This is a genomic window from Caldisphaera sp. (assembly GCF_023256325.1).
GTDB lineage: Archaea > Thermoproteota > Thermoprotei_A > Sulfolobales > Acidilobaceae > Caldisphaera.
In genome coordinates this window covers 75,143-101,029 of the sequence record NZ_JAGDXI010000044.1, presented here as the reverse complement: position 1 = coordinate 101,029, position 25,887 = coordinate 75,143, and the positions used below count along the sequence as shown (strand labels likewise).

General features: G+C 31.9%; 27 protein-coding genes and 2 tRNA genes. 20 read left to right on the top strand and 9 right to left on the bottom strand.

Features of this window, described 5'->3' with window-relative positions:
• Positions 1-119: 119 nt before the first annotated feature.
• Positions 120-195, top strand: a tRNA-Gly gene (locus Q0C16_RS06605).
• A gap of 136 nt (positions 196-331) precedes the next feature.
• On the opposite strand, the gene Q0C16_RS06600 is transcribed toward Q0C16_RS06605, so the two are convergent.
• Positions 332-1,615, bottom strand: a complete 1,284-nt coding sequence (locus tag Q0C16_RS06600) for a hypothetical protein (RefSeq protein ID WP_292320638.1) — start codon at positions 1,613-1,615, stop codon at positions 332-334.
• Between the two features lie 164 nt (positions 1,616-1,779).
• Here Q0C16_RS06600 and Q0C16_RS06595 point away from each other — a divergent pair, with 164 nt between their 5' ends.
• From Q0C16_RS06595 to Q0C16_RS06555, 9 genes are all read left to right on the top strand, one after another.
• A complete protein-coding gene (locus Q0C16_RS06595; RefSeq protein ID WP_292320635.1) occupies positions 1,780-3,135 on the top strand; it encodes an aspartate aminotransferase family protein in 1,356 nt (451 codons plus the stop codon).
• On the top strand, positions 3,132-4,586 hold the full coding sequence (locus tag Q0C16_RS06590; protein WP_292320634.1) for a CoA-acylating methylmalonate-semialdehyde dehydrogenase: 1,455 nt from the start codon (positions 3,132-3,134) through the stop codon (positions 4,584-4,586). The genes Q0C16_RS06595 and Q0C16_RS06590 overlap by 4 nt, the downstream gene beginning before the upstream one ends.
• A gap of 208 nt (positions 4,587-4,794) precedes the next feature.
• Positions 4,795-5,169: a hypothetical protein gene (locus tag Q0C16_RS06585; protein WP_292320633.1), complete on the top strand. Its 375-nt coding sequence runs from the start codon at positions 4,795-4,797 to the stop codon at positions 5,167-5,169.
• 181 nt (positions 5,170-5,350) lie between these two features.
• The gene (locus tag Q0C16_RS06580; RefSeq protein ID WP_292320632.1) at positions 5,351-6,010 is read left to right on the top strand and encodes a hypothetical protein; all 660 of its coding nucleotides are present in this window, start codon (positions 5,351-5,353) and stop codon (positions 6,008-6,010) included.
• A gap of 104 nt (positions 6,011-6,114) precedes the next feature.
• Positions 6,115-6,948, top strand: a complete 834-nt coding sequence (locus tag Q0C16_RS06575) for a hypothetical protein (protein ID WP_292320631.1) — start codon at positions 6,115-6,117, stop codon at positions 6,946-6,948.
• 100 nt (positions 6,949-7,048) lie between these two features.
• Complete coding sequence (locus Q0C16_RS06570; protein WP_292320630.1) at positions 7,049-7,228, top strand: protein translocase SEC61 complex subunit gamma; 180 nt, start codon at positions 7,049-7,051, stop codon at positions 7,226-7,228.
• An 11-nt stretch (positions 7,229-7,239) separates the two neighbouring features.
• The gene (locus tag Q0C16_RS06565; RefSeq protein ID WP_292320629.1) at positions 7,240-7,704 is read left to right on the top strand and encodes a transcription elongation factor Spt5; all 465 of its coding nucleotides are present in this window, start codon (positions 7,240-7,242) and stop codon (positions 7,702-7,704) included.
• A 115-nt stretch (positions 7,705-7,819) separates the two neighbouring features.
• Entirely contained in the window at positions 7,820-8,443 is a 624-nt protein-coding gene (gene psmB, locus Q0C16_RS06560) for an archaeal proteasome endopeptidase complex subunit beta (RefSeq protein WP_292320627.1), read from the top strand.
• Positions 8,444-8,453: 10 nt separating this feature from the next.
• Positions 8,454-9,182 (top strand): endonuclease V, encoded by a 729-nt coding sequence (locus tag Q0C16_RS06555; RefSeq protein WP_292320626.1) that lies wholly within the window; start codon positions 8,454-8,456, stop codon positions 9,180-9,182.
• Positions 9,183-9,187: 5 nt separating this feature from the next.
• Here the strand turns inward: Q0C16_RS06555 and Q0C16_RS06550 are convergent, their stop codons facing one another.
• A complete protein-coding gene (locus Q0C16_RS06550; protein WP_292320625.1) occupies positions 9,188-9,448 on the bottom strand; it encodes a hypothetical protein in 261 nt (86 codons plus the stop codon).
• 146 nt (positions 9,449-9,594) lie between these two features.
• Positions 9,595-10,860: an IMP dehydrogenase gene (locus Q0C16_RS06545; protein WP_292320623.1), complete on the bottom strand. Its 1,266-nt coding sequence runs from the start codon at positions 10,858-10,860 to the stop codon at positions 9,595-9,597.
• 291 nt (positions 10,861-11,151) lie between these two features.
• Between Q0C16_RS06545 and Q0C16_RS06540 the strand changes: the two genes are divergently transcribed.
• The 4 genes from Q0C16_RS06540 to guaA all read left to right on the top strand — a co-directional run bounded on the left by Q0C16_RS06540 (position 11,152) and on the right by guaA (position 13,922).
• Positions 11,152-11,274, top strand: a complete 123-nt coding sequence (locus Q0C16_RS06540; RefSeq protein ID WP_292320621.1) for a hypothetical protein — start codon at positions 11,152-11,154, stop codon at positions 11,272-11,274.
• Positions 11,275-11,305: 31 nt separating this feature from the next.
• Positions 11,306-11,653: a hypothetical protein gene (locus tag Q0C16_RS06535; protein WP_292320619.1), complete on the top strand. Its 348-nt coding sequence runs from the start codon at positions 11,306-11,308 to the stop codon at positions 11,651-11,653.
• Between the two features lie 60 nt (positions 11,654-11,713).
• Positions 11,714-12,172, top strand: a complete 459-nt coding sequence (locus tag Q0C16_RS06530) for a hypothetical protein (RefSeq protein WP_292320618.1) — start codon at positions 11,714-11,716, stop codon at positions 12,170-12,172.
• A 226-nt stretch (positions 12,173-12,398) separates the two neighbouring features.
• Entirely contained in the window at positions 12,399-13,922 is a 1,524-nt protein-coding gene (gene guaA / locus Q0C16_RS06525) for a glutamine-hydrolyzing GMP synthase (RefSeq protein ID WP_292320616.1), read from the top strand.
• Here guaA and ade read toward each other — a convergent pair.
• The 3 genes from ade to Q0C16_RS06510 form a co-directional block, all read right to left on the bottom strand.
• Complete coding sequence (gene ade / locus Q0C16_RS06520; RefSeq protein ID WP_292320614.1) at positions 13,906-15,699, bottom strand: adenine deaminase; 1,794 nt, start codon at positions 15,697-15,699, stop codon at positions 13,906-13,908. The genes guaA and ade overlap by 17 nt on opposite strands.
• Before the next feature lie 91 nt (positions 15,700-15,790).
• Positions 15,791-17,173, bottom strand: a complete 1,383-nt coding sequence (locus Q0C16_RS06515) for an FAD-dependent oxidoreductase (protein ID WP_292320612.1) — start codon at positions 17,171-17,173, stop codon at positions 15,791-15,793.
• Positions 17,174-17,230: 57 nt separating this feature from the next.
• Positions 17,231-17,545 (bottom strand): hypothetical protein, encoded by a 315-nt coding sequence (locus Q0C16_RS06510; RefSeq protein WP_292320610.1) that lies wholly within the window; start codon positions 17,543-17,545, stop codon positions 17,231-17,233.
• 104 nt (positions 17,546-17,649) lie between these two features.
• Between Q0C16_RS06510 and Q0C16_RS06505 the strand changes: the two genes are divergently transcribed.
• Entirely contained in the window at positions 17,650-18,468 is an 819-nt protein-coding gene (locus tag Q0C16_RS06505) for a D-aminoacyl-tRNA deacylase (protein ID WP_292320608.1), read from the top strand.
• Between the two features lie 2 nt (positions 18,469-18,470).
• Here the strand turns inward: Q0C16_RS06505 and Q0C16_RS06500 are convergent.
• Positions 18,471-18,570: transfer RNA gene (locus Q0C16_RS06500), tRNA-Gln, on the bottom strand.
• Positions 18,571-18,633: 63 nt separating this feature from the next.
• Complete coding sequence (locus Q0C16_RS06495; RefSeq protein ID WP_292320607.1) at positions 18,634-20,655, bottom strand: 3-hydroxyacyl-CoA dehydrogenase/enoyl-CoA hydratase family protein; 2,022 nt, start codon at positions 20,653-20,655, stop codon at positions 18,634-18,636.
• A gap of 226 nt (positions 20,656-20,881) precedes the next feature.
• On the opposite strand from Q0C16_RS06495, the gene Q0C16_RS06490 reads away from it, so the two are divergent.
• Positions 20,882-21,160, top strand: coding sequence for a hypothetical protein (locus tag Q0C16_RS06490; protein ID WP_292320606.1), 279 nt, complete (start codon positions 20,882-20,884; stop codon positions 21,158-21,160).
• Positions 21,161-21,261: 101 nt separating this feature from the next.
• On the opposite strand, the gene Q0C16_RS06485 is transcribed toward Q0C16_RS06490, so the two are convergent.
• On the bottom strand, positions 21,262-21,444 hold the full coding sequence (locus tag Q0C16_RS06485) for a chromatin protein Cren7 (RefSeq protein ID WP_292320604.1): 183 nt from the start codon (positions 21,442-21,444) through the stop codon (positions 21,262-21,264).
• A gap of 581 nt (positions 21,445-22,025) precedes the next feature.
• Between Q0C16_RS06485 and Q0C16_RS06480 the strand changes: the two genes are divergently transcribed.
• Genes Q0C16_RS06480 through Q0C16_RS06465 form a run of 4 tightly spaced genes read left to right on the top strand, consistent with a single transcriptional unit; the run spans position 22,026 to position 25,881 of the window.
• Positions 22,026-23,081 carry a hydroxymethylglutaryl-CoA synthase gene (locus Q0C16_RS06480; protein WP_292320602.1) on the top strand — a complete coding sequence of 352 codons (1,056 nt, stop codon included), beginning with the start codon at positions 22,026-22,028 and terminating at the stop codon, positions 23,079-23,081.
• A gap of 10 nt (positions 23,082-23,091) precedes the next feature.
• On the top strand, positions 23,092-24,234 hold the full coding sequence (locus Q0C16_RS06475) for a thiolase family protein (protein WP_292320600.1): 1,143 nt from the start codon (positions 23,092-23,094) through the stop codon (positions 24,232-24,234).
• A 3-nt stretch (positions 24,235-24,237) separates the two neighbouring features.
• Positions 24,238-24,651: a Zn-ribbon domain-containing OB-fold protein gene (locus Q0C16_RS06470; protein ID WP_292320598.1), complete on the top strand. Its 414-nt coding sequence runs from the start codon at positions 24,238-24,240 to the stop codon at positions 24,649-24,651.
• Positions 24,652-25,881 carry a hydroxymethylglutaryl-CoA reductase gene (locus tag Q0C16_RS06465; RefSeq protein ID WP_292320596.1) on the top strand — a complete coding sequence of 410 codons (1,230 nt, stop codon included), beginning with the start codon at positions 24,652-24,654 and terminating at the stop codon, positions 25,879-25,881. It abuts the gene before it with no gap.
• The last annotated feature ends 6 nt before the right edge of the window (positions 25,882-25,887 follow it).

The window sequence follows — 25,887 nt, the reverse complement described above, 5'->3', positions numbered from 1 at the left end:
GCTTTCCACCAATTTCTTAGTCAAATTTCGCAGTTATCTATATTTGTTTAAAATTTTTATTAATATGTGATGTAAAGGTTTAACTTAAAAACCCTAATAAGTTGTTATAGTTAGTGAGAGCGGCGGTAGTCTAGCCTGGATTAGGACGCGGGCCCGCCACGCCAGAGGTCCCGGGTTCAAATCCCGGCCGCCGCATATTTTATCCAAATAATAAATGAAATAATTAATAACAAGATATGGGTTCGCTTTTAAAACACCCATAATATTATCATGCCTTGAGGACAAGATCGACGGGAAAGATTAGTACATTAACACACTTGTATAATTGATTTTATCTTAGTATTATTAATATAGACAGTGTGCCTGTTAAAATTACAGCTATTGTTAAATATATTAATAATTTTTGCGTTCTTGAGAAAAATAAATTATTCATGGTAGCTGTTAGAGATTCATAAAATTCGTAATAATTATACTCTTTAAATAAATATCTAACTAATCTCTTTAAAAAAGGTGTTTCTATAAAATTGGGATCATATAATATGGATGCTGAAGATAAGATATAATCTAGCCTTTGAAAAATTTCTCTATTTGATATATTCTTATATTTGATTCTACTAATGACCTCAAAATGTTCATGTTGATAAAGATTAATATATGTAACTAATAGTCCTATTAAAGACCCAAATGAGATAAAATCTTTGCTATCGCTCCTCATTTTATGGCTATCGGCTTTACAAATTCCATATACAACGAAAGTCTTATCGGTCAAAAATATCTCAGTATCATTTGTTTGAGATTGGTCGTATTTCTCCACATATTTTTCGGGGTCTTTAATATAGAAATTAGTATATCCTTCAACTATCATTGGAATAAATTTATGTATTGAATCTAATTTATTATTACAAACTTTTCCGTAAAACGAGGTGTAAGTTCTTCCTCTATAATTATCTTTAAGATACCTTTCCATTTCTTCTTTATTTTCTCCTAGCCTATCATAAACTAATTTAAAAGTAAGCTCCATAAGGGTAAGTTCTATTAAATTGTTTGATATTTGATTTGTTTCTTCTTTATTTTCTTTTTGATATTGAATGTATAGGTGTCTAGGGTGCTGGAGATGAGCAAACGTTCTTATATCGTATATTCCTTTAGACTCATTTTCAAAAATCAAAAAAATTGTTATAACATCTACTGTGTATAAAATAACGTTAATTAATGATCCTTCTAATAGCAGGTCTCCTTGTATTTTAGAATCTTTACCTTTTGATATGTCAACAGAAGAAAACCTATTAATTTTAGCATTATCTATATATGTTATTTCTATAAATGCATTTTCAAAGAAAATTCCTTGAATTGAATTAAAAAGGTGATAGAGAAAAGTTTTTAATAATATAGAGCTTTCTAATTTCTCTTTTAAATTCTGGTCGACATATATTGGAGGCTTTACTGGAATGTCTTCAAACTCCTTATTAGGAAGTTCTAACCTAGGGGAGTTTTTTTCAAGATATTTTTTCCTATTTTTAATTAATTTTTTCTTGATTTTAAATGATGTAACATAAGATATTAAAATTTCTTCGAAGTCATAATTTTCTTCGAATTCAGTATTAGTTTTTTCCAATAGCCCCCCAATATTTATAATATATATGAAAATTATTTAAATTTTTCTAAATTTATAAAACTAATGTGCCTTATCGCAAATAGAATTAGTTTTTACAAAATAAAAGTGTAAAAAGACAAAGTTTTATATAGTTTAAAATTTTGTATACTTATTAGTGTGTTAAAATGTCCACAGAAAAAAGTTTTGATGTAAAAAAGACTGTTACTGACCTTACATATGGTACCTGGAGAAAACAAACTGGTTGGAATCCTTTAGTCATAACAAAAGCGTACGATTGTTATTTTGAGGACTCTGAAGGTAAAAAATATCTCGATTTTTCATCTCAATTAATGTGCTCAAACTTAGGGCATGCTAATAAAAGGATCGCTAAGGCAGTTTATGATCAACTAAATACTTTAGAATATGTACAACCTGGATATGCAACGGAAATTAGAGCAAAGGTTTCATCTGAATTAAAATCAGTATTGCCAGATAATCTTACTAAGTACTTTTTTGGAACTTCAGGAACTGATGCCAATGAAACTGCAATTAAAATAATCAGACTTTTCCATAAAAAGGATGGAAAAATAAAGATAATTTCAAACTACAATTCATATCATGGAGCAACCATGGGTAGCATTTCATTGACAGGAGATTTTAGAAGGGGAGCAGTTGATAACGTTTATTCTTCCTCGCACGTTTTACATGGTCCTCCTCCCTATTGTTATAGATGTCCTTTCAAATTAAAGTATCCTGAATGTAATTTAGCATGTGCAGATTATTTAGAATACATGATAAAGAATGAAGGAAATGTTGGAGGTATAGTTTTGGAGCCTGTTACTGGCACTAATGGAGTAATCGTGCCTCCTGAAGGGTATTTGCAAAGAGTGAGAGAAATAGCTAAGGAAAACGACGTTGTATTTGTTGCTGATGAGGTAATGTCAGGATGGGGAAGAACTGGAGAATGGTTCGCTGTAGATAATTGGAATATTAAACCAGATATACTTACAACTGCTAAAGGAATAACGGGAGCTCATGTTCCACTTTCTTTGGTTGCAACTAGTAAAGAGATTTCAGACTATTTTGAGGATTCTTACTTTGCCCATGGAATGACTTATGAAGCACATCCAGTAGCATTAGCAGCTGCATATGCTGCAATAAGGGAATACAAAGAAAGGCGCTTGATAGAAAATGCTAGGGAGTTAGGTAAATTATTAAAAAAGAGATTAGAAGAAATCAAAGATAAGCATATTTCAGTTGGAGATGTTAGAAGCATTGGTTTATTTGGGGCAATAGAAATAGTAAAGAATAGAGAAAAGAAAACACCTTTTAATACATATGTTGATAAGATACAAGGTAAACCATTAATGACTGAAAGAGTTGCAAAAAAGGCTATGGAGAATGGAGTTTATATTAATGCATGGGTTTCTCATTTCATAATTGCTCCTCCTCTTATAATAGACAAAGATGAGCTATTGAGAGGGTTAAACGTTATTGATGAGAGTTTGGAAGTCGCTGATAAAGAGGTGGAAAAATTATGAGGATGATAAAGAACTTTATTGGTGGAGAGTATGTAGATCCCTTAGGGGAACCAAAATACGATGTATATAACCCTGCAATAGGAGAGGTAATAGCAAAAGTAGCTGAAGGGAAAAAAGAAGAAGTTGATAAAGCTGTTGATTTAGCTTATGATGCACAAAAGAAATGGGAGAAAGTTCCTATACCTGATAGAATTAAAATTTTATTTAAATTGGAAAATTTGATGTGGGATAGCATAGATGAGCTTGCTGAAATAACAACAAACGAGCACGGTAAAACTTTTCAAGAAGCTAAAGGTGATATAATAAGGGCAATACAAAATGTTGAATCTGCTGCAGCAGTTAGTTACCATATAATGGGTGAAAATAACAGAAACATTGCATACGAAGTTGACGAAGAATTAGTACGCGTCCCAATAGGTGTTTTTGCAATAATATCACCATTTAATTTTCCATTAATGATCCCATTCTGGTTTATGCCTTATGCTGTTGCTATGGGAAATACTGTAATAATAAAACCCTCTGAAAAGACTCCCATGAGTATGGAGAAGTCAATGGAACTCATAAAAAAAGCTGGCTTTCCAGAAAATGTAGTTCAACTTGTAAATGGAGGAAAAGAGGTAGTAGATTATATTTTAGAAAATAACAAAATAGCCGGAATAAGCTTTGTGGGATCTACACCTGTAGCAGAATATGTTTACAAAACTGGAACTAGCAGGAAGAAAAGAGTACAGGCAGGCGCATCAGCTAAAAATTTCATTCTTGTAATGCCTGATGCTGATATAGAGAACCTTATGCCCAATATAATTGGATCATTCTTTGGTAATGCTGGAGAAAGATGTTTAGCTGGTTCAGTTTTAGTCACTTTTAAAGAGAATCATGATAAAGTCGTTAATTCATTTGTTGACCACGCCAAAAAATTGAAAATAGGGTATGGAATGGAAAAAGATGTAGACATGGGTCCGTTAATTAGAAGAGAGCATAAAGAAAGAGTAGTTAAATATATACAAATTGGAATAGATGAAGGTGCTAAATTGATACTTGATGGGAGAAATTATAAAAACGAAAAATATCCAAACGGTTTCTTCTTAGCTCCAACAATATTTGATTTTGTGAACCCTGATATGACAATAGCTAAGGAAGAAATCTTCGGCCCAGTAGCATCTATAATAACCACAAATAACTTCGATGAGGCTTTAGAAATAATAAATAGGAGTCGTTATGGTAATGCATCATCTATTTACACTAAATCAGGGTACTATGCAAGAGAATTTGTTGATAGGGTAGAAGCAGGAAATATAGGTATAAATATAGGCGTAGCGGCTCCAATAGCATTTTATCCATTTGCTGGGATGAAACAATCATTCTTCGGTGACTTACATCCTCAAGGAGGGTTAGATCATATTCTGTTCTTTACTGATAGTAAAGTAGTAATTTCTAGATGGAGTACCTAGACTGATTGTTTAATTATAATTTTTAATATTAATATAATTATATCTTTTTTATGATAAAAAAACTTTGGCAAAATAGAAATATTTAGATTTTTGTTAACTGGGGAGTTAACAATGAGAGACATTAAATAAAATAATGAATTCATTTTAGATAATTATTAGGTATATACCCTTATAACTTTTTACATTCAAAACTAACATGGTGAAACTGGTGATAATTGATATACTTTCAACAATAACTATAACTAATGCCTCGCTATCTCAAATGTTTATAAATGCGTTGCACAATCCTTACGAGCTAGCCACTATATTAATTGAATTTGTATTAGGTTTAGGGCTAGGATATGTTTCAGTAAAAATTTTAAAATATATAATAGCATTTATTATTATAGTAATAATAGGCGTTATATTAAATGCATGGAGCTTTGGAGGTAGCCTAAGTAATACTTTATCTACTTTACAAACAGAAGCTGTTAATTTAGAGCCTGTAGTTAGAAACCTCATGTTAACTCTAGGATTATTTACTGTTGGACCAATTCTCTTAGGATTTATAATAGGTATTTTAATAGGTTTGTATAAGCATTAAATTTTTATAAAACATTTTATTTTTATTATTAAGGTGCAAAACCATAAAGCAAAGTTTTATATCCTAATATTTTTAAGGCTTTATGTTTTTTTATCTTGCTAATCTTTACTTTAACTTGGTAATTTGCTAAACCAAGAAACTTATTAATTCTTGGCTTCATAATATTTATATGGTGAATCAGATGAGCAATTTAGAAACAAATCAAACCATAACATTTAATGATTTAATAAATAACATAAATACTTTAATAAGCAAAATAACACAAGTTGTGTTAGATTTAACTAATTCTTTGTTGATACCTAGCATGAATACGCTTAGGGCTATAACTAACTCTATACCATCGTTAGATTTCTTATCTCAAGATCCAGCTATGCAAGAAAAAATGAAAAGCCTCATTACAATGCAAAAAAATGTTTTAAATTCACTTATAGATTTCTCAAATTATCTATCAGACATTGTAAGCAACTTACTAAACAGTATAATGAACTCTTTTAAAGTAAGCGATTTAATAAATTATTTTAATAAAATTTTAAATTATATTAAAGAATTAGGATTAAAAATTCTCAATATATTAAAGCAAGTATTTAATTTAAATTTTCTAGACGCAGTTTCAAAGTTTTTTGAAAATTTTATGAAAAGTTTATCAGCAAATTTAGAAAAGATATCAAAAAGTAATGGTAGTATTTCTGATATTTTAAAATTATTAGTTGATCAAGACTTTTTGGCATTTATGAACACAATCTCTCCTATAGTAAAGGCTTTTGGCCAGGCTATAAGATCATATACTGTTGAATCACAAAAAACACAACAAAGTGGAACTATAGGTTCCCAACAATTATAATAAATATAACATGAGGTTTATTAAGAGAGAAAGGTGTATTGTCTTTAGAAAACTATGGTATACATTTATAAAGCATAATAGATACAAAAATCAGGGAAGACTTAATGATAAGGGATATAAAAAGGGCTTTAATGTTAACCTTAACTTCGCCTATAAAGCCTGGTTCGATTCATAGGTTTATGCCTGAAATAGAGTTTGAAGAAAGGGTCATAGAAGCGATTGAGATATTTGATATTATAGATGAATCACACAAAAGAGGCAAGGAGCTTGCTTTAGGAAATATTGACCTGAGCTCATTAGGTTTAGGGCATCTAATATCAACAGCATATAAAAAAGCCTTTGAGGCTATAAATGAGAGACCGATACCAGGTATTGTAGCGGCTGCTGTTGTTTTATCATCAATAGACGGTTATTCAGAAGCTTTAAGACAGAATGTAATTAATAACGTAGGACCATATTTATCAAAATTGTTATATAAAGGAAAACCAAGCGATACTGTGGAGTTTGTTGAGGCTTTAGAAGATTTAGGTCTATCAAATTACATAAATTTGTTGGAAAAGGCTAATATTAATAAAGAATACATTGAATATGAAAACATGACCTTAGGAGATATATTTGAGATCTTATCAAAGATAGATGCCGGTTTTATGATAAATATAAAGGACTATAGTAATTTGCTAAAGCTATCTAAATTGATGCTTAACTCTAAAAATGCAGTACAAGCATCTGTAAAATCGTATATTTACATAGGAAAAGATTTGTATAAAATAAGCGATTTTTTAGATTTAGACATTAATGATCCAAATATATTAAATAAGCTATTATCTAAAGACAAAGTATTAAAAAGGAATAGAGAAGATTTAAATGCAATATTAGGAGGAGTTTTAATTACTTTATATTTCGCATTAAACTATGAAAATCCGTTAAGGTTGTTTTAAATAATAGTTCTTATTTGTATTTTTCACGTTTAATCAAAATATAAATTCAATATATTAGTATATAAGACCCTGCTCTATTTTATAAAACGGAGGATTAAAGATGGCAGGGCTAGACAAAATAAAAGAATACTTGTCGTCATGGAAAAGGATATTGCTGCTATCAAGAAAGCCCGACGAAGAAGAGTTTAATTTATTGACAAGGTTGAGTTTATTAGGTTTTGTTATAGTAGGAGCTATAGGATATATAATACATTTGATATATGTATTATTGGTGGCTTAAGGTGATATTATTTGTCTTCTTCAGAAAAGAAAGAATCCAAGATTTATGCAATATCAGTAGTAGGGGGATATGAAGAAAAAATAGCCCTAATTTTCGCAGAAAGAGCGCAAACATTAAAATTAGATGTAAGAAGTATAGTTTATTCCGAAGATTTAAAGGGTACTGTGATAGTTGAAATAGGGGATATAAAAGATCTATTTTATTTAATAAGAGGAATAAAGAATGTAAAAAGAAAAAGGCCTATAGCAATAAATCTTCAAGAAGTTGTTAAGCTCTTAAAGCCATTAACTGTTTTACCATCATTAACTAAAGGTCAGCTAGTAGAAATTATAGGAGGTCCATTTAAAGGGATGAAAGGTCGTGTTGTAGAAATTTATTCAACAAGAGGAGAAGCTGATATAACCTTATTAGAAGGTGACTCAAAGATAGTCGTAACAATACCAACAGAACATATAAAAGTTTCTGAAGAAAAGTAAAATTGTTAATTAAAAATGGTTTTTAACATTAAAAGAAAAAGTTATAGAATGTAGCAAGTATATGCAAAACGCCTTTAAAGGTTTCCGAACAGAAATAAATTGAGGTTGGTAAAAAATGGCAATATCATACGAACAAGGCACTGCTGTAGGGATAAGGGCAAAAGATGGAATTGTTTTAGCAACTGATAAAAGGATGTCTTATGGTAGTTTTATAATGAGCAGAAATGCAAAGAAAGTTTATTTATTTAACAACAAAGCTGGTATAGCTCTAACAGGACTTTATGCTGATGTTAGCGGGTTGATAAGGATAATGAATGCAGAGATAAACTATTATGAGACAACAAACGAAGTTTCTATGAGCTTATATGCCATATCTAAGCTCTTTTCAAACATATTATACTCATATAAAATGCTTCCTTTCCTAATAGAAGCATTAATTGGAGGAATTGATAGAGATGGAAAGCCTAAGATTTATACATTAGATACTCTAGGTTCTATAACAGAAGACAAATATATGGCTGTAGGCAGTGGTGGAACCACAGCGCTTGGCGTATTAGAATCAACTTATAATGAAAATTTATCGGTTGAAGAAGCTGAAAAAATTGCTGTAAATGCATTAAAGACAACTATGGAAAGAGATTCCTCATCTGGAGACGGGATAGATCTGCTTATAATAAAAACAGATGAAAAACCAGTAGAAAAATCGTATAAATTAAAAGTGGTTGAAGAAAAACAATAATTTTTATAAAATGAATTCAATGCTTTATAGTGATTGTGAGCAAATTAAAGCTAGCTTTAATAAGGAAATAGCAATTAAGGTTCAAAATATTATAAGCAAAAAAGTCGATTTACGGGATTATGTAGACATAAATGAAATAGAAGGTAAAGTTTTAGTAGGTTTAGACGCTTCGTATCTTAACAATGGTTTAGGTATAGGAGTTGCAGTTGCTATAAAATATCCTCAATATGATATTATAGATTGCGATATAACTATAAGGAAGGTTTGTATTCCTTATATTCCAGGACTTTTAGCTTTTAGAGAGATGTATTTGTTAGTTCCATCATTACTAAACATATTAAAAAAAGTAAAACCCTATGTATTATTTGTAGATGGACATGGATATGCACATCCAAGGTTTGCTGGTATTGCTACTCATATAGGGGTTGTATTTAATACACCTACTATAGGTATAGCTAAGAAAAGGCTTGTAGGAGAAGAGACAATAAAGAATGGTGATATTTACCTAAAAATAGGAGAAAAACTTGTTTCGAAAATTTTACTAATTAAAAATAAGAAAATTTATATAAGTCCAGGTAATAAGATATCTTTGGAAACAAGTTTTAATATAGCAAAAATAATGTCAGGGAATTCTAAACTACCAATACCTATTTACATAGCAGATAGGATCTCAAAAATAGCAAAGAATCATATTGATCCCAATCTGGATTGTAAAAAATTTATTGATAAAATAAAATAAAAAATTTATTTTGTTAAAGGTACTCTTTGTTTTTCCAATAATTTTCTTGCTCCATTAGTGTGTGATTCTATGATTGTATTAGTCCCATCATCCCTTATTATTAAGGTTTCATCTATTATTCTCCTCCCGCATACTGGGCATTTGTAATATCTCGTTATTTTTATTGATTTCCCATTACTGTTTGATGCTTTTTCTGTTTCAGATAGATAATCCATAGGAACTTTACATCTAGGGCACAGTATTTCCAATTTGCTTTCTCTTATCATTTTTTCCACCTTTGGCAATATTTAATAGGTTATATACTCTTATCAGATATTAGCTATTTTCTTTTTCTCCGCTTTCTAATTTACGTCCAGCCCTTATAAAATATAAAGGATTTGCTAATATAGAGAAAAACTAATATACAGCCCGCTTAAGTTTCTATATCATGAATTCCTACTTCTTTAGCACCAAGGCTTGTTATTTTTGCAAGTCCAGCATTCCATGCCTCAACAATATTTTTTGCACCAGCATAGCCTAAAGAGGCTTGGAGTCCCAAGGCCATTTCACTTAGTGCATTGACTACGCTTCCACAATATTCTATAATTCCTTCAACACCTTCTTCTATTGCTTTGCTTGGCTTAGAATATCTATCCTCCGCGTATCTTTTTTCCATGGCTCCTCTACTTGCCATGCCACGGTATTGTTTATATAGCTTATCACCAATCCTTATTTTAATTCCAGGTGATTCTTCTGTGCATGCCAAATATCTGCCAACCATTATGCTGCTTGCACCAGCTATGATAGCCTTAGCGGCATCTCCGGCATTTTTAATGCCCCCATCAGCAATTATTGGAATTTTTCCGAACAAACCTAATTCCTCTAAGGCCTTTCTCGCGTTAATAGTTGCTGTTAAAGTTGGCACTGATGCTCCTGTAACTTCTCCAGTTAAACAAATGCTACCGCTTGATATCCCCATTCTAAGGCCCGATACGTTTTCAACTTTTGATAAAGTATCTTTAACCCCAACCGAAGTTCCCAAGTTTCCTGCAACTATTTCAGCGCTAACGTTTTTTGAGATCTTTGCTAAGCTGTTTAAAGCGTTTTCATTATGCAAATGAGCTACATCTACTACCAGCACATCAGCTCCTGCTTTATCCAGTATCTTTGCTCTCTCTAAGTCAAAAGGAGAAATACCTGCTCCAACTCTAAGCTTATGGTTTTCATCTAGTGTTGGAGAAACGTTTATCATTGACAATAGCTTAGCTAAATAATCTATTTTCTTTGATTGGAGAGAATAATTTGCTCCTATCTTTAATATAATACCTTCAATACCGTTATTACTTACTATAGCAAAAGAATCTTCACTTCTGGATAAAATATTTTCTATTTTAGAGTCTGGATCTACTTTTGGTATTTCTTCCCATATATCAGGCTTTTGTTCCTTTACTTTTGATACTTGAATTGCTTGTTCTTCTCTTGACATATTTCTATGTATTATTCCAATAGCACCTAGCCTTGCTAGTGTTGTTGCCATTTTCCAATCCGTTACAGTATCCATTGGGCTAGAAATTACAGGAATCGTTAAAGCAATATTTTTTGTAATTTTTCCTAAAATATTTACTTTTGAAGGTTCAATTGGTGATCTTCCTGGAACTATTACTACATCATTAAACGTTATGAATTCTTCTATGTTCATGTTTACTCCCCTTATTAATTTGGTTTAAAAAATGATAAAAAGCATTTAATATGTATATTGTTGTTTATTAATCGCATAACCTTTTGCTAAATAGCAATTTAATAAAATAGATCAATTTTTTCACGTTTTCCTTTTTAATTATCTAGAAGTTTTTAAATTTTAAAAATAATTAATATAATATGTATATTTGGTTTTTAAGATGTCTATCTGCTTAGATTTCTATGTTATATATTTTTCATGAACAATATTTATTATCGTTACCTATTACATTCCAAGACGGTGTTAATATAAATGCATAGCAATTCTGTTGCAAAAATTCCTAAGTTTTTAAGAGAAAGCATAGATAATTCAAAACCATGCGCTACTGACAGTGATTGCGCTACCTGTTGTTGCAATTATTGCCCTGTATGTTAGTAACAGACATAATTAAATTTGGTGATTCTGGATGAGAATCTCTATTAGAATTGCTATTATAATTGGAGTCGTTTTATTAATAATATTTATCTTTGTTGCTTACTACGAGTTTAATAAACCCATTAAAGAAGTAAACGTAACTGGTGTAGTCGAACTATGTAATAATCCATTTGAAATAATATTTTATAACAATAATAGTACATATATTGCACAGGTTAAAAATTATACATTTAAATTAATTTTACCTAATAATAAGTATTATAATATATCAGTTATTTGCAGAACAGCTACTTTAACAGTTACTTTTAACGATTTTAACAATCCGGTTCACATAGTATCTAATAAGAAAACGTATTTTTTAAATTTGACAAAACCGTAATAGTTTAAATTAATAAATATCATAAAATATAGGGAATTATTTTATCTGAGATAAAAGGAAATGCATGATGTGAAAGCAGATATATGCGATAATGTCTATAGTATTTGGGTTAACAATACAGATTTCTTACCTTTAAAGTATCCGCAAGAAAGTGAATACAAAACATATAATATTACATTTGAAGAAATAGGTTTGCCTAAAGATACTACATGGTATGTTACATTGGATAACGTGACAAATTTTTCTAATTCTTCTCGAATAGTATTAAAAGTCTCAAAAGGAAGTCACCTATATATTATAAATCAGGTTAATGATTATTTTTCTGTACCTTCAACAGGAATAATAGTAGTAACAGGAAATACAACCAGAATTATTACTTTCATACCATTAGCACATGCCAAGTTATCATTATCAACCTTACTACAGTCCATAAAAATAATAAATTATTTGCCTTTTATAACAATCGGTTTAGTAATAATTGTATTAGTTGTAGCATTAGTTAAAAAGAAGAAAATATAAACGTCTAAAGGGCAAAAATTATTAGTCAAACACTCTATTGACAAACATTATAAATTATGGTCGTCTATGCTTATTGCTATACATTCAATAAATATTATTTATTTTAAAAATGTAATTAGTTTTTATTAAGTTCCCTATTAGACCTTACTTTGGTTTTATTGGTAGAGAAAATTATATATTGTCTGAAAAATTTTAATTTAGATAAGCTCAGAAGAGATGGTTTCAAATGGATTATATAGCAATAGTCGACTTAGGGTCACAATATACTCATTTGATTCATAAGAGATTAACATATATGAGTGTAAATTCCATCTTAACTCCTGAATTCGATCAAAATGTTTATAACGCTAAAGCCGTTATAGTTTCTGGAAGTCCTCTAAGCGCTTTAAGAGATGATATAAAAGAAATAGAAGAAAATGTTTATAATATAATAAATATGGGAAAACCATTATTGGGCATTTGTTTCGGTCACCAATTGCTTTCATTAATGTTTGGTGGAAAAATCATTAATAATCCTGAATATGGCAGAACAAAAATATATTTAAAGAAAAGAAATGAGTTGCTTTATAATCTTGATAATATAGAAGAAGTTTGGATGAGTCACGGAGATTGTGTTAATGAAGCAGGCGATGCAGAGGTAAATGCTGTATCTGAAAGAGGTTGCATTTCTGCAATTAAAATACCAAATGTGAATGTATTTGGTGTTCAATTCCACCCAGAGGTTAGTCATACAAGAAAAGGAGAATTAATTTTGAAAAACTTTGCTCGATTATCAGGATTTGCTATTAATGAAATTTCTATAAATGAAAAAGTATCAAATTACTATGCTAACGAATTATATGATATAAAATCTATGTATAAAGGTGGAAAGGTTGTTTCTGCTGTAAGTGGAGGTATAGATTCTACAGTCGCAACCTATATTGTTATGAAGGCCATAGGTTCTAAAAATGTTATTTCTGTTTTAATAGATCATGGATTGTTTAGAGAAAATGAAGTTGATGAGGCAATCAAAAATTTAAATAAGATCGGTATAAATCCGATTTATATAAATGCATCAAATGATTTTATAACAAGGCTTGAAGGAGTAGAGAGCTGTGAAGAAAGGAGGAAAATAATAGGAGAATTGTTTGCAGAAAAACTTAACAAAATAATAACAGAAGAAGCAGCATCTTATCTAATACAAGGTACTACCTATCCAGATGTAATAGAAAGTGGGAAAACTAAACACTCACAAAAAATTAAATCGCATCATAATGTAGGCGGCATCCCTAAATGGTTTGATGTTCAACTAATAGAACCCCTAAAGGGATTATATAAGGATGAGATTAGAGAATTGGGAAGCATATTAGGGATTCCTAAAGAAATACTTAGTAGACATCCATTTCCAGGTCCAGGATTGGCAGTGAGGATTATAGGTAAGTTCACAAACGAAAAGTTAGACTTGTTAAGAAAAGCTGACAAGATAGTATCTGATGAATTAAAGTCAAGAGGAATATACAATAGCTTATGGCAATCAGTTGTGTCTATATCGGAATCTTGGGTTGGGGTAAAAGGAGATGAAAGGGAAGAAGGATATATAATTAATGTAAGGCTTGTAACAAGTAACGATGGCATGACAGCCGATTATTATTTACCTAGTAATGATGTTGTTGATGATATATCTCATAGAATAACAAATGAAGTTAAAAAAATTACAGCAGTTTCCTTCATAACATCAACAAAGCCTCCAGCTACTATTGAGCCCTGCTAATTGGATCAATTATTTTTCCTTTCATAACATCAACAAGGCCTTTATCTGTTATTCTTAATTCAGGTATAACGGGTAATGATATAAGGCCTAATGTCATGAAAATGCTATTAAGTGAACCCCCTGCTACGCTTAAAGATTCTTCTAATTGTTTTACTTCTCTATAAACCTCTCCATAACTTGAGTTATTTATTAATCCCGCAATAGGAAGCTTAACAATTGAAATGAGTTTTCCTTTATCAACATATGCAATACCGCCATTAGATTCTATAACGTATTTCGATGCTGTTATCATATCTTTTACATCGTAGCCTGCTATAATTAAATTATGCGTATCATGGGCTATTGTTTGAGCTATTGCTCCTCTCTCAATTCCTAAATTTTTAACAAAACCTTTCCCTATATTGCCTGATGCATGATGTCTATCTATGACTGCTATGTGCATTATGTTTCTTTCTTCATCAGAATCTATAAACCCTTTTTTAACTGGTAGTTCTTCAACTGTTTTTTCAGTTAAAGCGCTTCCTGGGATAGCTTTTATTATATTCGCGTTTACTTCTTTTAAATTATCATTTATCTTAATTAAAAGGTCTTCCTCGTTAAATTTGTTTAAATTAATTGTATTACTTGCATATTTTGGATAAATGAAGTTATCATCAATATTTTTAACTATTTTACCATATCTATATACAACTTCTCCTTCAATAATTGTAGTGTTTATATTTATTTTATTTAAATTTTCAGAGAAAACTAAATCAGCGTATCTACCAGGAGCTATTATACCTATTTTATCATCAATTCGAAGGTGCTCTGCAGGATTTATCGTAACCATCTGAATTGCTTTAATAGGATCTATTCCCAATTCTATGGCTTTGTTTATCAAATAATCTAAATGTCCATATTCTACCAGATCAACAACATTTATATCGTCTGCAACAAGAATAAGCCTTCTGCTATCAATTTTATAGCTAGTTATAAGTTTTGAAAGTTCACTCAAATTTTTCCAGGCACTGCCTTCTCTCATAAATATGTACATACCTTTTCTTACTTTCTCTAAGGCCTCTTCTAATATAGAAGATTCATGATCGCTGCTAATGCCTGCTATAAGATAGCTATCTAATTTTTCTTTATTAAGAAGTGGGGCATGTCCTTCGATGACCTTGTTGTTATTTTTTGCTATTTCTATTCTTTCTAGCATTTCTTTTTCTCCTTGTAAAACGCTTTCAAAGTCCATTACTTCTCCTAGTCCGATAATTTTTTCTGATTTCATCAATTCTCTTATATCATTATTATTAATTATTTTTGCTCCACTATCTAAACCCTTATTAATATCTATAGCGGGTACGCAACTTGGAACCTCAAAATAAATTCTTGGGAGAGCATGTTTGCTTTCTTCAATAAACAGATTAACTCCTTCATTTCCCAAAACGTTACCTATTTCATGAGGATCAGCAATTACAGTTGTTACTCCGTGCATAACCTCAAGTTTTCCAAATTCTCTAACATTTAATAAGCTAGATTCGATATGTATATGACTTTCTATAAATCCAGGCATTACATAATTATTTTTTGCATCTATAATTTTTGTTCTATAACCTATATAATTGTTTATGTCCTCTTCCTTGTTTAGAATCCTTGTTATTATTCCTTTGTACGTTGTTATTGATGCATTTTCAATTATTTCACTAGTTGTCACGCTAATTAAATTAGCATTAGTAATGATAGCATCTGCTTTAATAATACCTTGGGCAGCCATCATTAGTTCTTTTATATTAGGCAATATTTATCATCCTCTAATTATTATTTACTATTAAAGAATCTTGCAGGGTAAATATACTTTTCTATAAAAAAGATTAATTAGAAAACCTTAATTAGATAGGTTTTTCTCCCAAATTTCTCATAAGAAGTCTTGAGGCTATTATTAATGGATCCCAGGCAGGACTCAAGGTAGGTTGATAGCCGATATCGCTATTAAATAGATCCCATATAGTTCCTTTAACTGTTAAAAGAGACGCAACTACATTAATACGCCAGAAAACAGATTCTCCTGGACCAATCGCTTGTGCACCTAATAACTTGCCTGTCTTATCGTCAGAGACTACTTTAAGATACATTTTATTTTCTCCGCCAGGAATATAATGGGCTCTAATCCCGGCGTTTAGAGAGGCTTCAATAACTTTATAACCAAGCTTTTCTGCTTCCGATTTAGATAATCCAGTTCTAGCTGCTACCATATCAAAAGTCTTTAATGCAGAACTACCAACACTTCCTCTAAATATTGCGTCCAAACCTCCTATATTGCTTCCGGCTATATAACCCATCTTGTTTGCTATTTGTGCGAATGGTCTCCAAACGAACTTTCCAGTAATTAAGTCTAGATGTTCAGTTACGTCTCCAACTGCATAGATATCGGGGTTGCTTGTTAATAGCTTCTCATTAACAATTATACCTCCACTGCTTCCTAGGTTTAATTTAAGTTGCTTTGCTATATCATTATTAGGCTCTATCCCAACACCTATAATAAACATATCGCCATCAAAAGAACCACTGCTTGTTCTAACTTTAACAGCTTCACCATCATTATTTATTTCAAAAGATTCTACAGGGGAGCTCTTCACTATTTCAATTCCTTTAGATTTCAAATAGTCTTCAACAATACTTGCTAAATCAGGATCTAACATTTTAGGAAGTATTTGATTAAGAGCTTCTATAACAGTTACTTTTAGGCCGAGATTAGTTAAATTTTCTATTAATTCCAATCCAACATAGCCTGATCCTATTATTACAGCCTTTTTGCCTCTTCCTAATTTTAAAGCGTAATTTCTTATAATTTCTCCTGAGTCTAAATGGGTTATGTAAAAAACGTTTTTTGCGTTTTTTATTTCTGGCCATATTTTATCTGCTTTAGATCTTGCTCCAGTTGCTATAACTAATTTATCCCATTCTAATGTTTCTTCTTTTCCTGACTTTAAATCTCTGAATTTTAGAGTCTTATTTCCAGCATCAACTTCTGTAACTTCTTTGTTAAACCTAAGATCTATACCTCTTTTAGTAAATTCTTCTGGTGGGTAAAACAGAAGATCGTCAAGTTCTTTAACTATATTTCCAATGTAATATGGGATACCACATAAAGCAAAGCTTGCATAATTTGTTTTCTCCAAAACGGTTACACTTAGCTTATTGTTTAGTCTTTTAGCTCTAGAAGCTACTGCCATGCCTCCTGCTCCAGCACCAATAATAACTATTTTTTGCACTTAACATTCACCAATTAAATCATAAATTAGAAGAAATTAAAGTTTTGCTATTAATAATTAAGATTTTAGCATAATTCCTCCTCCAGAATCTTTTACTATTTTTGTTAGATCAGAAACGATTCTTACCATACCATTAGAGTCACCTTCTAATTTTATACTTATTGAAGCTTTAGCTATTGTTTGTAAGTTTAAGTTTTCTTCTATATCAATTTTGGCTTTAATGAATAGGTTATCACAAGAGGCAATAGCCCATGCAGGAGAGGCTGTTGTAATACATTTTAGCCCATCAATATAATTTTTTATTGCTTCAAAACCTCTAAGTAATAAGCTTGGGTCCTCATATACAACTTCTAGTTCTGCTGAGGATATCATTTTCTCCCCTATTTTTAAGTTAATTTAAGGAATTATAATTTTCTATTAAATTTACTAAATCAAATTTATTAAATAATTTATGTACAATTCAATGGGAGTTAAATATGTTAAGATACGCAATTGCTTATTCAATAAACGATCCGGTAGGAAAAAACGTTGCTGAAAAGCTTGTAGAAAGAGGAGGCGGCATTAGTTATTGTGAAAAGGCTATATCATGCTATAATATAAACGGCATAATGTTAGGGGGATTTAATGAAGATACAATAAATTTTGATTTCTTAGATCAAACACCAGATGAGAATGCTGATTTTATTATAGTCGTTTCAAAGCATCAATCAACTAGCAACACAAAAACACTTAGCGTGCATCACACAGGCAACCTAAGTGATGCCTTATATGGAGGAAAACCTAAACAGTTATCTTACGTTAATCCAGCTATAACTAAGCAAATATTTAGAAATTATTATAAAAACTCTCTTGAATTAAAAGAGTATTCTTTCACTTTAGAGGCTACCCATCATGGTCCAACATCATTAATCAAACCTCTTTTATTTATAGAAATAGGTAGTACAGAAAAAGAATGGAATGACATAAAGGCAATTAATTCTTTAGCTCAAACAATAATAGATACTATAAGTAATGTGGATATAGATTATGACTGTATACCTTCAATAGGAATAGGATCAACTCATTATCCTAAAAAGTTTACTGAAATGGAATTAAATGATAAATATTGTTTTGGCCACATAATTTCTAAGCATTATGTGGATTATTTAGATTTTGATCTATTGAAACAATGTGTTGAGAAAAGTAACCCTAGGATTAAAGCTGCAATAATTGAAAAGAAAGGAATAAAGTCTGAAATTAGAAAGAGAATAGATTCTATTATAAGAGAACTAGGGTTAGAAATAATATACGTTTAAAATGGTAGCCGGGCGGGGATTCGAACCCCGGTCACGGGGGTTCCTTTGGCTACCTGAAAGCCATCCAAGGCCCCGCATCCTGGGCCGCTAGACGACCCGGCTTCAATATTATTAAGATTAGAAAAAGGATTAAAAATTTATTTACATTAATTCTGGCAATAAAATTTATTTACCTTTGAATGAAGGTTTCTTCTTTTCTAAGAATGCAGTAACTCCTTCAGCAACGTCTTCAGTACTAAATAATAAACCAAATAGGTTTGCCTCTAAGTTTAATCCAGCCCATATGTTGCTTTCGAGTCCTTGTTCTATGGCAAGCTTTGCAGCCATTAATGCTAATGGTGGCTTTTCTGAAATTTTTAGAGCTAAATCTCTTGCTTCTTGTTCTAATCTTTCAGGAGGAACTACTTTATCAATGAGCTTTAATGCGTATGCATCTTTTGCTGATATGTTGTCTCCAGTGAAAATTAATAGTTTTGATTGGCCTCTTCCAACTAACCTAGGAAGCCTTTGCGTTCCACCAGCTCCAGGTATAAATCCTAAGTTTATCTCCGGCTGGCCAAGTAATGCATTTTCTGACGCTATTCTTATATCTCCGCTCATCGATAGCTCAAGACCTCCGCCCAATGCATATCCATTAATTGCTATGATAATGGGCTTGGCGTAAAATTCCATCTTTAATGTTAATTCCTGGAATTTCTTAGAAAATATGGCGGCTTGCATTGGTGTTATACCCGCAAATGCCGTTACGTCAGCACCTGCACTAAAAGCCCTTCCAGCACCTGTTATTATTAAAACTCTTATATCGTCGTTTAATTCCAATTCATCCAGGGCTTCTCCAAGCTCCTTTATCATGTCAGGAGATATGGCATTTAGTCTATTTGGTCTGTTTAAAACTATCCAAGCAATTGGTTTTTCATATTTTATTAATATTGTTTTTTTACTTACCTCTTCTATTTTTTTATATTCATAAAATCCTTTTCCGGTTTTTCTTCCTAGCTCGTTTTTTGATTCCATATCTTTTAGCATTTTTGTAGGTTCAAAATCTTGATCTCCAAGCAGGTCTTTTAGTTGCTTTAATGCTGTATTTATTTTATCTATACCAAAATCATCTGCAAATTCAAATAATCCCTTAGGCCATCCTAAGCCTAACATAACAGCTTTATCTATATCTTCTTTTGTTGCAACATCATTTTCTAATAGCCATGCGCCTTCATTAACAGCTGGGGCCAAAAGTAAAACAGGGTCTACTTTGTTTGCTAGTTCTTTTGGTATTTGAGGTCTAACATAAGCTCCGGGTTTTGGATATTCATAAAATCCTTTTCCGGTTTTCATTCCTAGTTCTTTTGCATTAAACTTTTGTTCGAATAAAGGACAGTGTTTCATCTTAAAGCCTCTTTCTATCATCGCTTTGTTAACAAAATAGAAGACATCTATGCCGCTATAGTCTGCTAGCTCAAAAGCACCCATAGGGAAGTTTAGACCGTATCTTACAGCAGAATCTATTTCTAATGTTGAATAAAAGCCTTTATATGCTAGCCAACAAGCTGTGTTCAAAAATCTTGCTAATACCCTGTTAGCAATGAACCCTGGCACATCTTTCTTAACTATAACAGGCTGCTTTCCAAAATTCTTAGCTATTTGGTATGTAACAGAAACCGTTTCATCAGATGTCTTTTCTCCCTTTATTATTTCGACTAAAGGCATTAATGGTGGTGGATTAAAGAAATGCATTCCTACAACAAGCTCAGGTGCAGATGTTGCTGCAGCTATCTCTGTAATAGGAAGACTGCTCGTATTTGTTGCCATTATTGTATCGGCTTTCCTATTTTTATCTATAAATTTAAATAAATTTTGCTTTAGATCTAGCCTTTCTGGAATGGCCTCAATAAACATGTCTGAATCTTTTATCGCATTTTCAAAATCTTTTGTGAAGTTTCCTTGAGAGTCCGTATTAACAACAGGTATAATTCTTGACATAACAGAATCAACGCTTTCTTTTAGGCTACCCTTTTCATGTAATTTTGATAGGCTCCATTTGATTTTTTCTAAACCACTTTTAATAATTTCGTTATTTATATCAGCAATGTAAACTTTATATCCTGCAATAGCTGCTAATTCAGTTATTCCATGACCCATAGTACCTGCTCCTATTACCAAAATTGTCTTTATTTTATCTATAGAGGGCAACTTATTCCACCCACTTATATATATTGTTAAGTGAAAATAAAGATTTATTGGTAAAAGAATATTAATAAATCCTATTTATATGCATTTATATTTTTTGAATTTATTCACTAAATATTAATTATTTTGTTTCAATCACTAAATGCCCACCGTTAAGGAAAAATATTGTTACCATTAATAAATTTATTTAAAGGGTACCTTTTAAACTTTAGAAGTAGGTGATAGAGGTATGAGCGACTATTTGGATCAAGTAAAAGATGCTATAAGGAGTGAGGTAACAAAAAACGGCTTTAAAATAGAGTCGAGAGGCAAAAATTCGTTTGCATTAACTAAGGAAGGTGCTGACTTCATGATTGTTAGGGATTCCGATGAACAGGTAGAAATTTCATATAAAGGTCAAAGATATCAATACGATAAATATTATACAAAGCCTCAACATCTAGCTCAAGTTATAACTAACGTTATGAATGCCGTATTAGGAAAAGGTCCTCAAGCAGCCGAAAAGTAAATTTTTAATTTTTATCTATAACATTATTAAGTGATTTTAATTTCTTAATTTAAATACATAAAAATAATTATAAAAAAATTTAAAATCTTTTTGCTTTAGATTTACGGGTAGTTTTCAGGTACCTTTGCCCTGAAGAACTTACCTGTTTCAGGGCTCTTGAAAAGCCCTATTTTAACTCCCTTTCTGCTTTTTGGAGCTAGTGTCCAAACCTTTACGGGAGATAACTCAACTTCCTTACCAGACGATGGATCCTTTACCTTAACAGGTGGGAATTTTTCAGGCATACATCTTCACCTCATATTTTCTATGACTGATATTTTAATTCTAAGCTATTAAATGTTATTGGTATAAATGAGAAATTTTTATGGTTAATGATTAAACACCTTTAAACGTATTATTAAAGGATTTCTATAAAATTGGTGGGAACAATATCACTTTGATTGCTGTAATAACGTTTTTCTATAGGATGCAAGAAAATTGTGGAGCCCTTAATGGGTGTGGCGGGCCCGCCGGGATTAGAGCCCGCCGCTCTACCTGGCTGAGCTACGGGCCCATCCAGCATTTATTTCTAAGAACATCTATCTGCTTAATAACTTTATGCTTTTGTTCTGTTTAAAATGTAGTTTATAAAGACAATTAAATCACATTTTTATAAAACATAAGCTTAAATATTGGTAAAAATAATTTAGAGTTTGCAAAGGAAGTTAAAATAATATTGATTAAAGAATGTTACGAATTTCTTAAAATAGTTCTTTCCGTAAATTAATATAGATGCTAATTCGTCTTTTGTCTATAATTGGTTAGTCATTTGGCGAAGATTTTTATAGGGGTAACATAACCTAAAAACAAATAAGGTGTTGATAATTTGGCAACTCCAAAAGCTGGAATACATGGTTGGGGCGCCTATATACCAATTTATAGGCTCCCATTGTCAGATATTGCAAAAATTTGGGGATGGCATCCAGATCAATATAAAGGATTAGCAGTTGAATCTAAGGCAATTGCAGGTCCTGATGAAGACTCACTAACTATGGGATATGAAGCAGCTTATAATGCTATTAAGAGATCTAAAATAGAGCCTAAAAAAATAAGCGCCATATTTTTTGGTACAGAATCAAAACCATATGCTGTTAAACCTAGCGCAACAATAATTGGTGAGGCATTAGGAATTACGCCTTTCACTATGGCCAGTGATCTCGAATTTGCTTGCAGGGCTGCTAGCGAAGGTATGAGATCATTAATAGGTATGGCAGCATCAGGACTAATTGATTATGGTTTAGCTATAGGAAGTGATACTGCCCAAGCAAATCCTGGAGATGTGTTAGAATTTACTGCTGCAAGTGGGGCTGCAGCGTTTGTTATAGGTAGAACAAGCAATGCATCTGCAATAATTGAAGATTCTGTTACATTTGTTACAGATACACCAGATTTTTGGAGAAGAGCATCACAACCATATCCATTGCACGGTGAAGGATTTACTGGAGAACCTGCATATTTTTACCATATAGAAAATGCTGTTAAAGCATTGTTGGAAAGAAATGGACTAAAACCAAGTGATTTTGATTATGCTATATTTCACCAACCAAATGGAAAATTCCCTGTTAAGGTTGGTCAGGACCTAGGGTTCAATATGGATCAAATGAAAGATGGTTTAGTAACTCCAATGATTGGAAATACTTATAATGCAAGCGCATTAATGGGTTTAGCAAGAGTTTTAGATAAAGCAAAGCCAGGCCAAAAGATTCTCTTAGCTCCTTTTGGCAGCGGAGCCGGTAGTGATGCGTATCTTATTACAGTCACGGATGAAGTTGAAAATAGAAAACCCTTGGCTCCAACGGTTGAAGATTATTTAAATAGAAAGGTTTTGATAGATTATGCTTCATACGCAAAAAGCAGGTCTATAATTCATGTAATTAAATGAGGTGATATAAATGGTAGTTTATGTTGAAGGAGTTGGAATGACTAAGATAGATAGGCATTATGATTATAGCTTAAAAGATTTAGCGGCAAATGCAGCATTTGCTGCAATAGAACAAGCAGGAGGAGTTGATGGTATAGATTACCTTGTATTTTCAAGTAGTCTATCGTCTCTTCAGGATAATCAATTAGATACTGCCAGTTATTTGGCAACATCTTTAGGCTTAAGAGGAATAAAGGCCCTAAACGTTGAAGCTGGAGAAGCAAGTGGTTTAGCAGCTATCTCAGTTGCAAAATCATTATTAGAATCTCATCAAGCTGATAAAGTCTTGGTAATAGGTGCTGAAAAATTAAATGAGTTTGTAAGCTCTAAAGTTTACAAGCAATTACAAATGCTATATGATGGTGATACAAAATCGTTCTATAACATAGGTTTTGCAGGTGATGCTGCTATATTAATGAGACTATATATGGATACATATAATGTAGATAGAGAATTAATGTCTTATTGGCCCGCATTGATGCATTCTAACGCAAAGGAAAATCCATATGCTATGCTAAATTTTGCAATAAAGCCTGATAAGGTAGCAAAATCACAAATATTAGCAGATCCTATTACACTATTAGATTCATATCCATTAGGAGATGGAGCAGCAGCGATCGTTTTATCTAATAAAGATATGTCAAGTTCGCCTTTAGCTAAAATTTCTGCAATAGAGTCATCAACTGGTTACGGTTCTATAGAATTATCTGAAGATCCATTATTATTTGATTCTTTATCAGAGGCCTTTAGAAGGATATCAAATATAGCAGATACATCTAATTTAGATTTTATAGAAATCCACGATTCCTTTACAATAACTGCTATGATTATATTGGAAACGCTTGGATTGGCTAATCGTGGAAAGGCTGCTGAACTAGTTTCTACAGGTTATTTCTCTCCAGGAGGAAAGGGACCTCTGGCAAATCCAAGTGGAGGATTAAAGGCAAGAGGGCATCCATTAGGTGCAACCGGTGTTTATCAAATTGCAGAATCATCATTGCAAGTAGCTAACAAGTTCCCAGGGGTTAAAGCCAATAATGCTAAGAAGGGTTTAGTAGTTTCTCTTAATGGATTAGGTTCTAGTTCTTATGTAGCCTTAGTTGAGGGGGTGTAGGCTATGTCAATGGATTTATCTATATCTAGATTTTGGAGGAAAAAAGAGATAATATATAAATTAAATGGAGCTAAATGTAAGAGCTGTGGCAAGGTTCATTACCCGCCAAAAAATGCATGTCCATATTGTGGAAGCAGGGAACTAGAATTAGTAGAATTACCAAGGAGAGGGAAATTAATATCCTATACAACAATATACGCAATACCGGAAGGGGCGAGACATCAATCGCCTATATATTATGGATTAATAGATTTAGGAGTTACTAAAATAACTGCTGAATTAACAGATATAGTTAACGCTAATTCATTGAAAAAAGATATGGAAGTTGAAGCTACTTTAAGAAAAACGCAAGAAGATAGGGACGCAGGTCTAATTTATTATGTGCTAAAGTTCAGACCTGTATTGGTGCAAAAGTAAATGAATGTAGACGAGATATTAGAAAAACTTGAAAAAGGAGAAATAAGTATAAGCAGACTAGATCAAACATTAAAAAGTTCCAATTTAGCAGCTCTAGTTAGGAGACTTTATTTAGAAAGGAAGTATAATGTAAAACTATCTGCCATAGCATCTACTTTACTAGATTTTGAAGATTTAGTTGGACATAATATTGAGAATCCGATTGGTGCAGTTCAGGTACCTATAGGTATTGTAGGTCCTTTAAAGATTAATGGAGATTATGCAAAAGGAGAATTTTTTGTACCTATGGCTACAACTGAAGGGGCTTTAGTTGCAGGAGTTAATAGAGGTGTAAAGACGTTAACATTAAGTGGAGGTGTAAAGACAAAAATTTTATATGATGGAATGGCCCGAGCACCATTAATATGGACTCCTAATGTAGAAGAAGCAAGTAAACTGTCTTTATGGTTAAAATCTAACTTTTCACAATTTAAAGAATTAACAAAACAAGTTACTAGCCATGGAGAACTTAAGGATATGCAAGTTTTTGTTGTAGGCAATATGGTTTGGCCTAGATTTGTTTTTAATACAGCAGATGCCATGGGAATGAATATGGCAACTATAGCTAGCGATAGAATATGCAAGTATATAGACGATAGCTATGAAGGGCCTCATAAATGCGTTAGCTTAAGCGGTAATTTGTGTGTTGATAAAAAGCCTAGTTATTTAGATAAGTTGTTAGGGAGAGGTAAGTATGTTATAGCAGAATCGATCATAAAAAAAGAAATCCTTAAGGATGTGATGAGGTTAACTTCTTATGAAATCGATTACATAAATAAGTCAAAGAATTTGTTAGGTAACGCTGTTTCTGGTAGTTTAAGTTATAATGCGCAATTTGCTAATATTATTGCTGCTATATTTCTTGCTACAGGTCAGGATTTAGCTCAAGTAGTAGAAAGCAGCTTAGGTTACGTTTGGACTGAAACAAGAGGAGAGGACTTGTATATTTCAGTTACATTAACTAGCTTGGAAGTAGGGACTGTAGGAGGGGGTACATGGCTTCCTACTCAGAAAGAAGCATTACAATTATTAGGTATAGCAGGAGGCGGAAATCCTCAGGGGTCTAATGCATTAAAGCTAGCAGAAATTATTGCTTCAACTGCTTTAGCAGGAGAGCTTAACTTGTTGGCTGCACAGGCAGCGGGAGAATTAGCGTCTGCTCACGAAAAGTTGGGAAGAACTAAAAAGTAGAATTTT

Coding starts and splice junctions, on each gene's coding strand:
- Q0C16_RS06595 (WP_292320635.1), top strand. CDS start 1,780: ATGTCCACAGAAAAAAGTTTTGATGTAAAAAAGACTGTTACTGACCTT.
- Q0C16_RS06590 (WP_292320634.1), top strand. CDS start 3,132: ATGAGGATGATAAAGAACTTTATTGGTGGAGAGTATGTAGATCCCTTA.
- Q0C16_RS06580 (WP_292320632.1), top strand. CDS start 5,351: ATGAGCAATTTAGAAACAAATCAAACCATAACATTTAATGATTTAATA.
- Q0C16_RS06575 (WP_292320631.1), top strand. CDS start 6,115: ATGATAAGGGATATAAAAAGGGCTTTAATGTTAACCTTAACTTCGCCT.
- Q0C16_RS06570 (WP_292320630.1), top strand. CDS start 7,049: ATGGCAGGGCTAGACAAAATAAAAGAATACTTGTCGTCATGGAAAAGG.
- psmB (WP_292320627.1), top strand. CDS start 7,820: ATGGCAATATCATACGAACAAGGCACTGCTGTAGGGATAAGGGCAAAA.
- Q0C16_RS06555 (WP_292320626.1), top strand. CDS start 8,454: ATGAATTCAATGCTTTATAGTGATTGTGAGCAAATTAAAGCTAGCTTT.
- Q0C16_RS06550 (WP_292320625.1), bottom strand. CDS start 9,448: ATGATAAGAGAAAGCAAATTGGAAATACTGTGCCCTAGATGTAAAGTT.
- Q0C16_RS06545 (WP_292320623.1), bottom strand. CDS start 10,860: ATGAACATAGAAGAATTCATAACGTTTAATGATGTAGTAATAGTTCCA.
- Q0C16_RS06540 (WP_292320621.1), top strand. CDS start 11,152: ATGCATAGCAATTCTGTTGCAAAAATTCCTAAGTTTTTAAGAGAAAGC.
- Q0C16_RS06535 (WP_292320619.1), top strand. CDS start 11,306: ATGAGAATCTCTATTAGAATTGCTATTATAATTGGAGTCGTTTTATTA.
- Q0C16_RS06530 (WP_292320618.1), top strand. CDS start 11,714: ATGCATGATGTGAAAGCAGATATATGCGATAATGTCTATAGTATTTGG.
- guaA (WP_292320616.1), top strand. CDS start 12,399: ATGGATTATATAGCAATAGTCGACTTAGGGTCACAATATACTCATTTG.
- Q0C16_RS06510 (WP_292320610.1), bottom strand. CDS start 17,545: ATGATATCCTCAGCAGAACTAGAAGTTGTATATGAGGACCCAAGCTTA.
- Q0C16_RS06505 (WP_292320608.1), top strand. CDS start 17,650: ATGTTAAGATACGCAATTGCTTATTCAATAAACGATCCGGTAGGAAAA.
- Q0C16_RS06490 (WP_292320606.1), top strand. CDS start 20,882: ATGAGCGACTATTTGGATCAAGTAAAAGATGCTATAAGGAGTGAGGTA.
- Q0C16_RS06485 (WP_292320604.1), bottom strand. CDS start 21,444: ATGCCTGAAAAATTCCCACCTGTTAAGGTAAAGGATCCATCGTCTGGT.
- Q0C16_RS06475 (WP_292320600.1), top strand. CDS start 23,092: ATGGTAGTTTATGTTGAAGGAGTTGGAATGACTAAGATAGATAGGCAT.
- Q0C16_RS06470 (WP_292320598.1), top strand. CDS start 24,238: ATGTCAATGGATTTATCTATATCTAGATTTTGGAGGAAAAAAGAGATA.
- Q0C16_RS06465 (WP_292320596.1), top strand. CDS start 24,652: ATGAATGTAGACGAGATATTAGAAAAACTTGAAAAAGGAGAAATAAGT.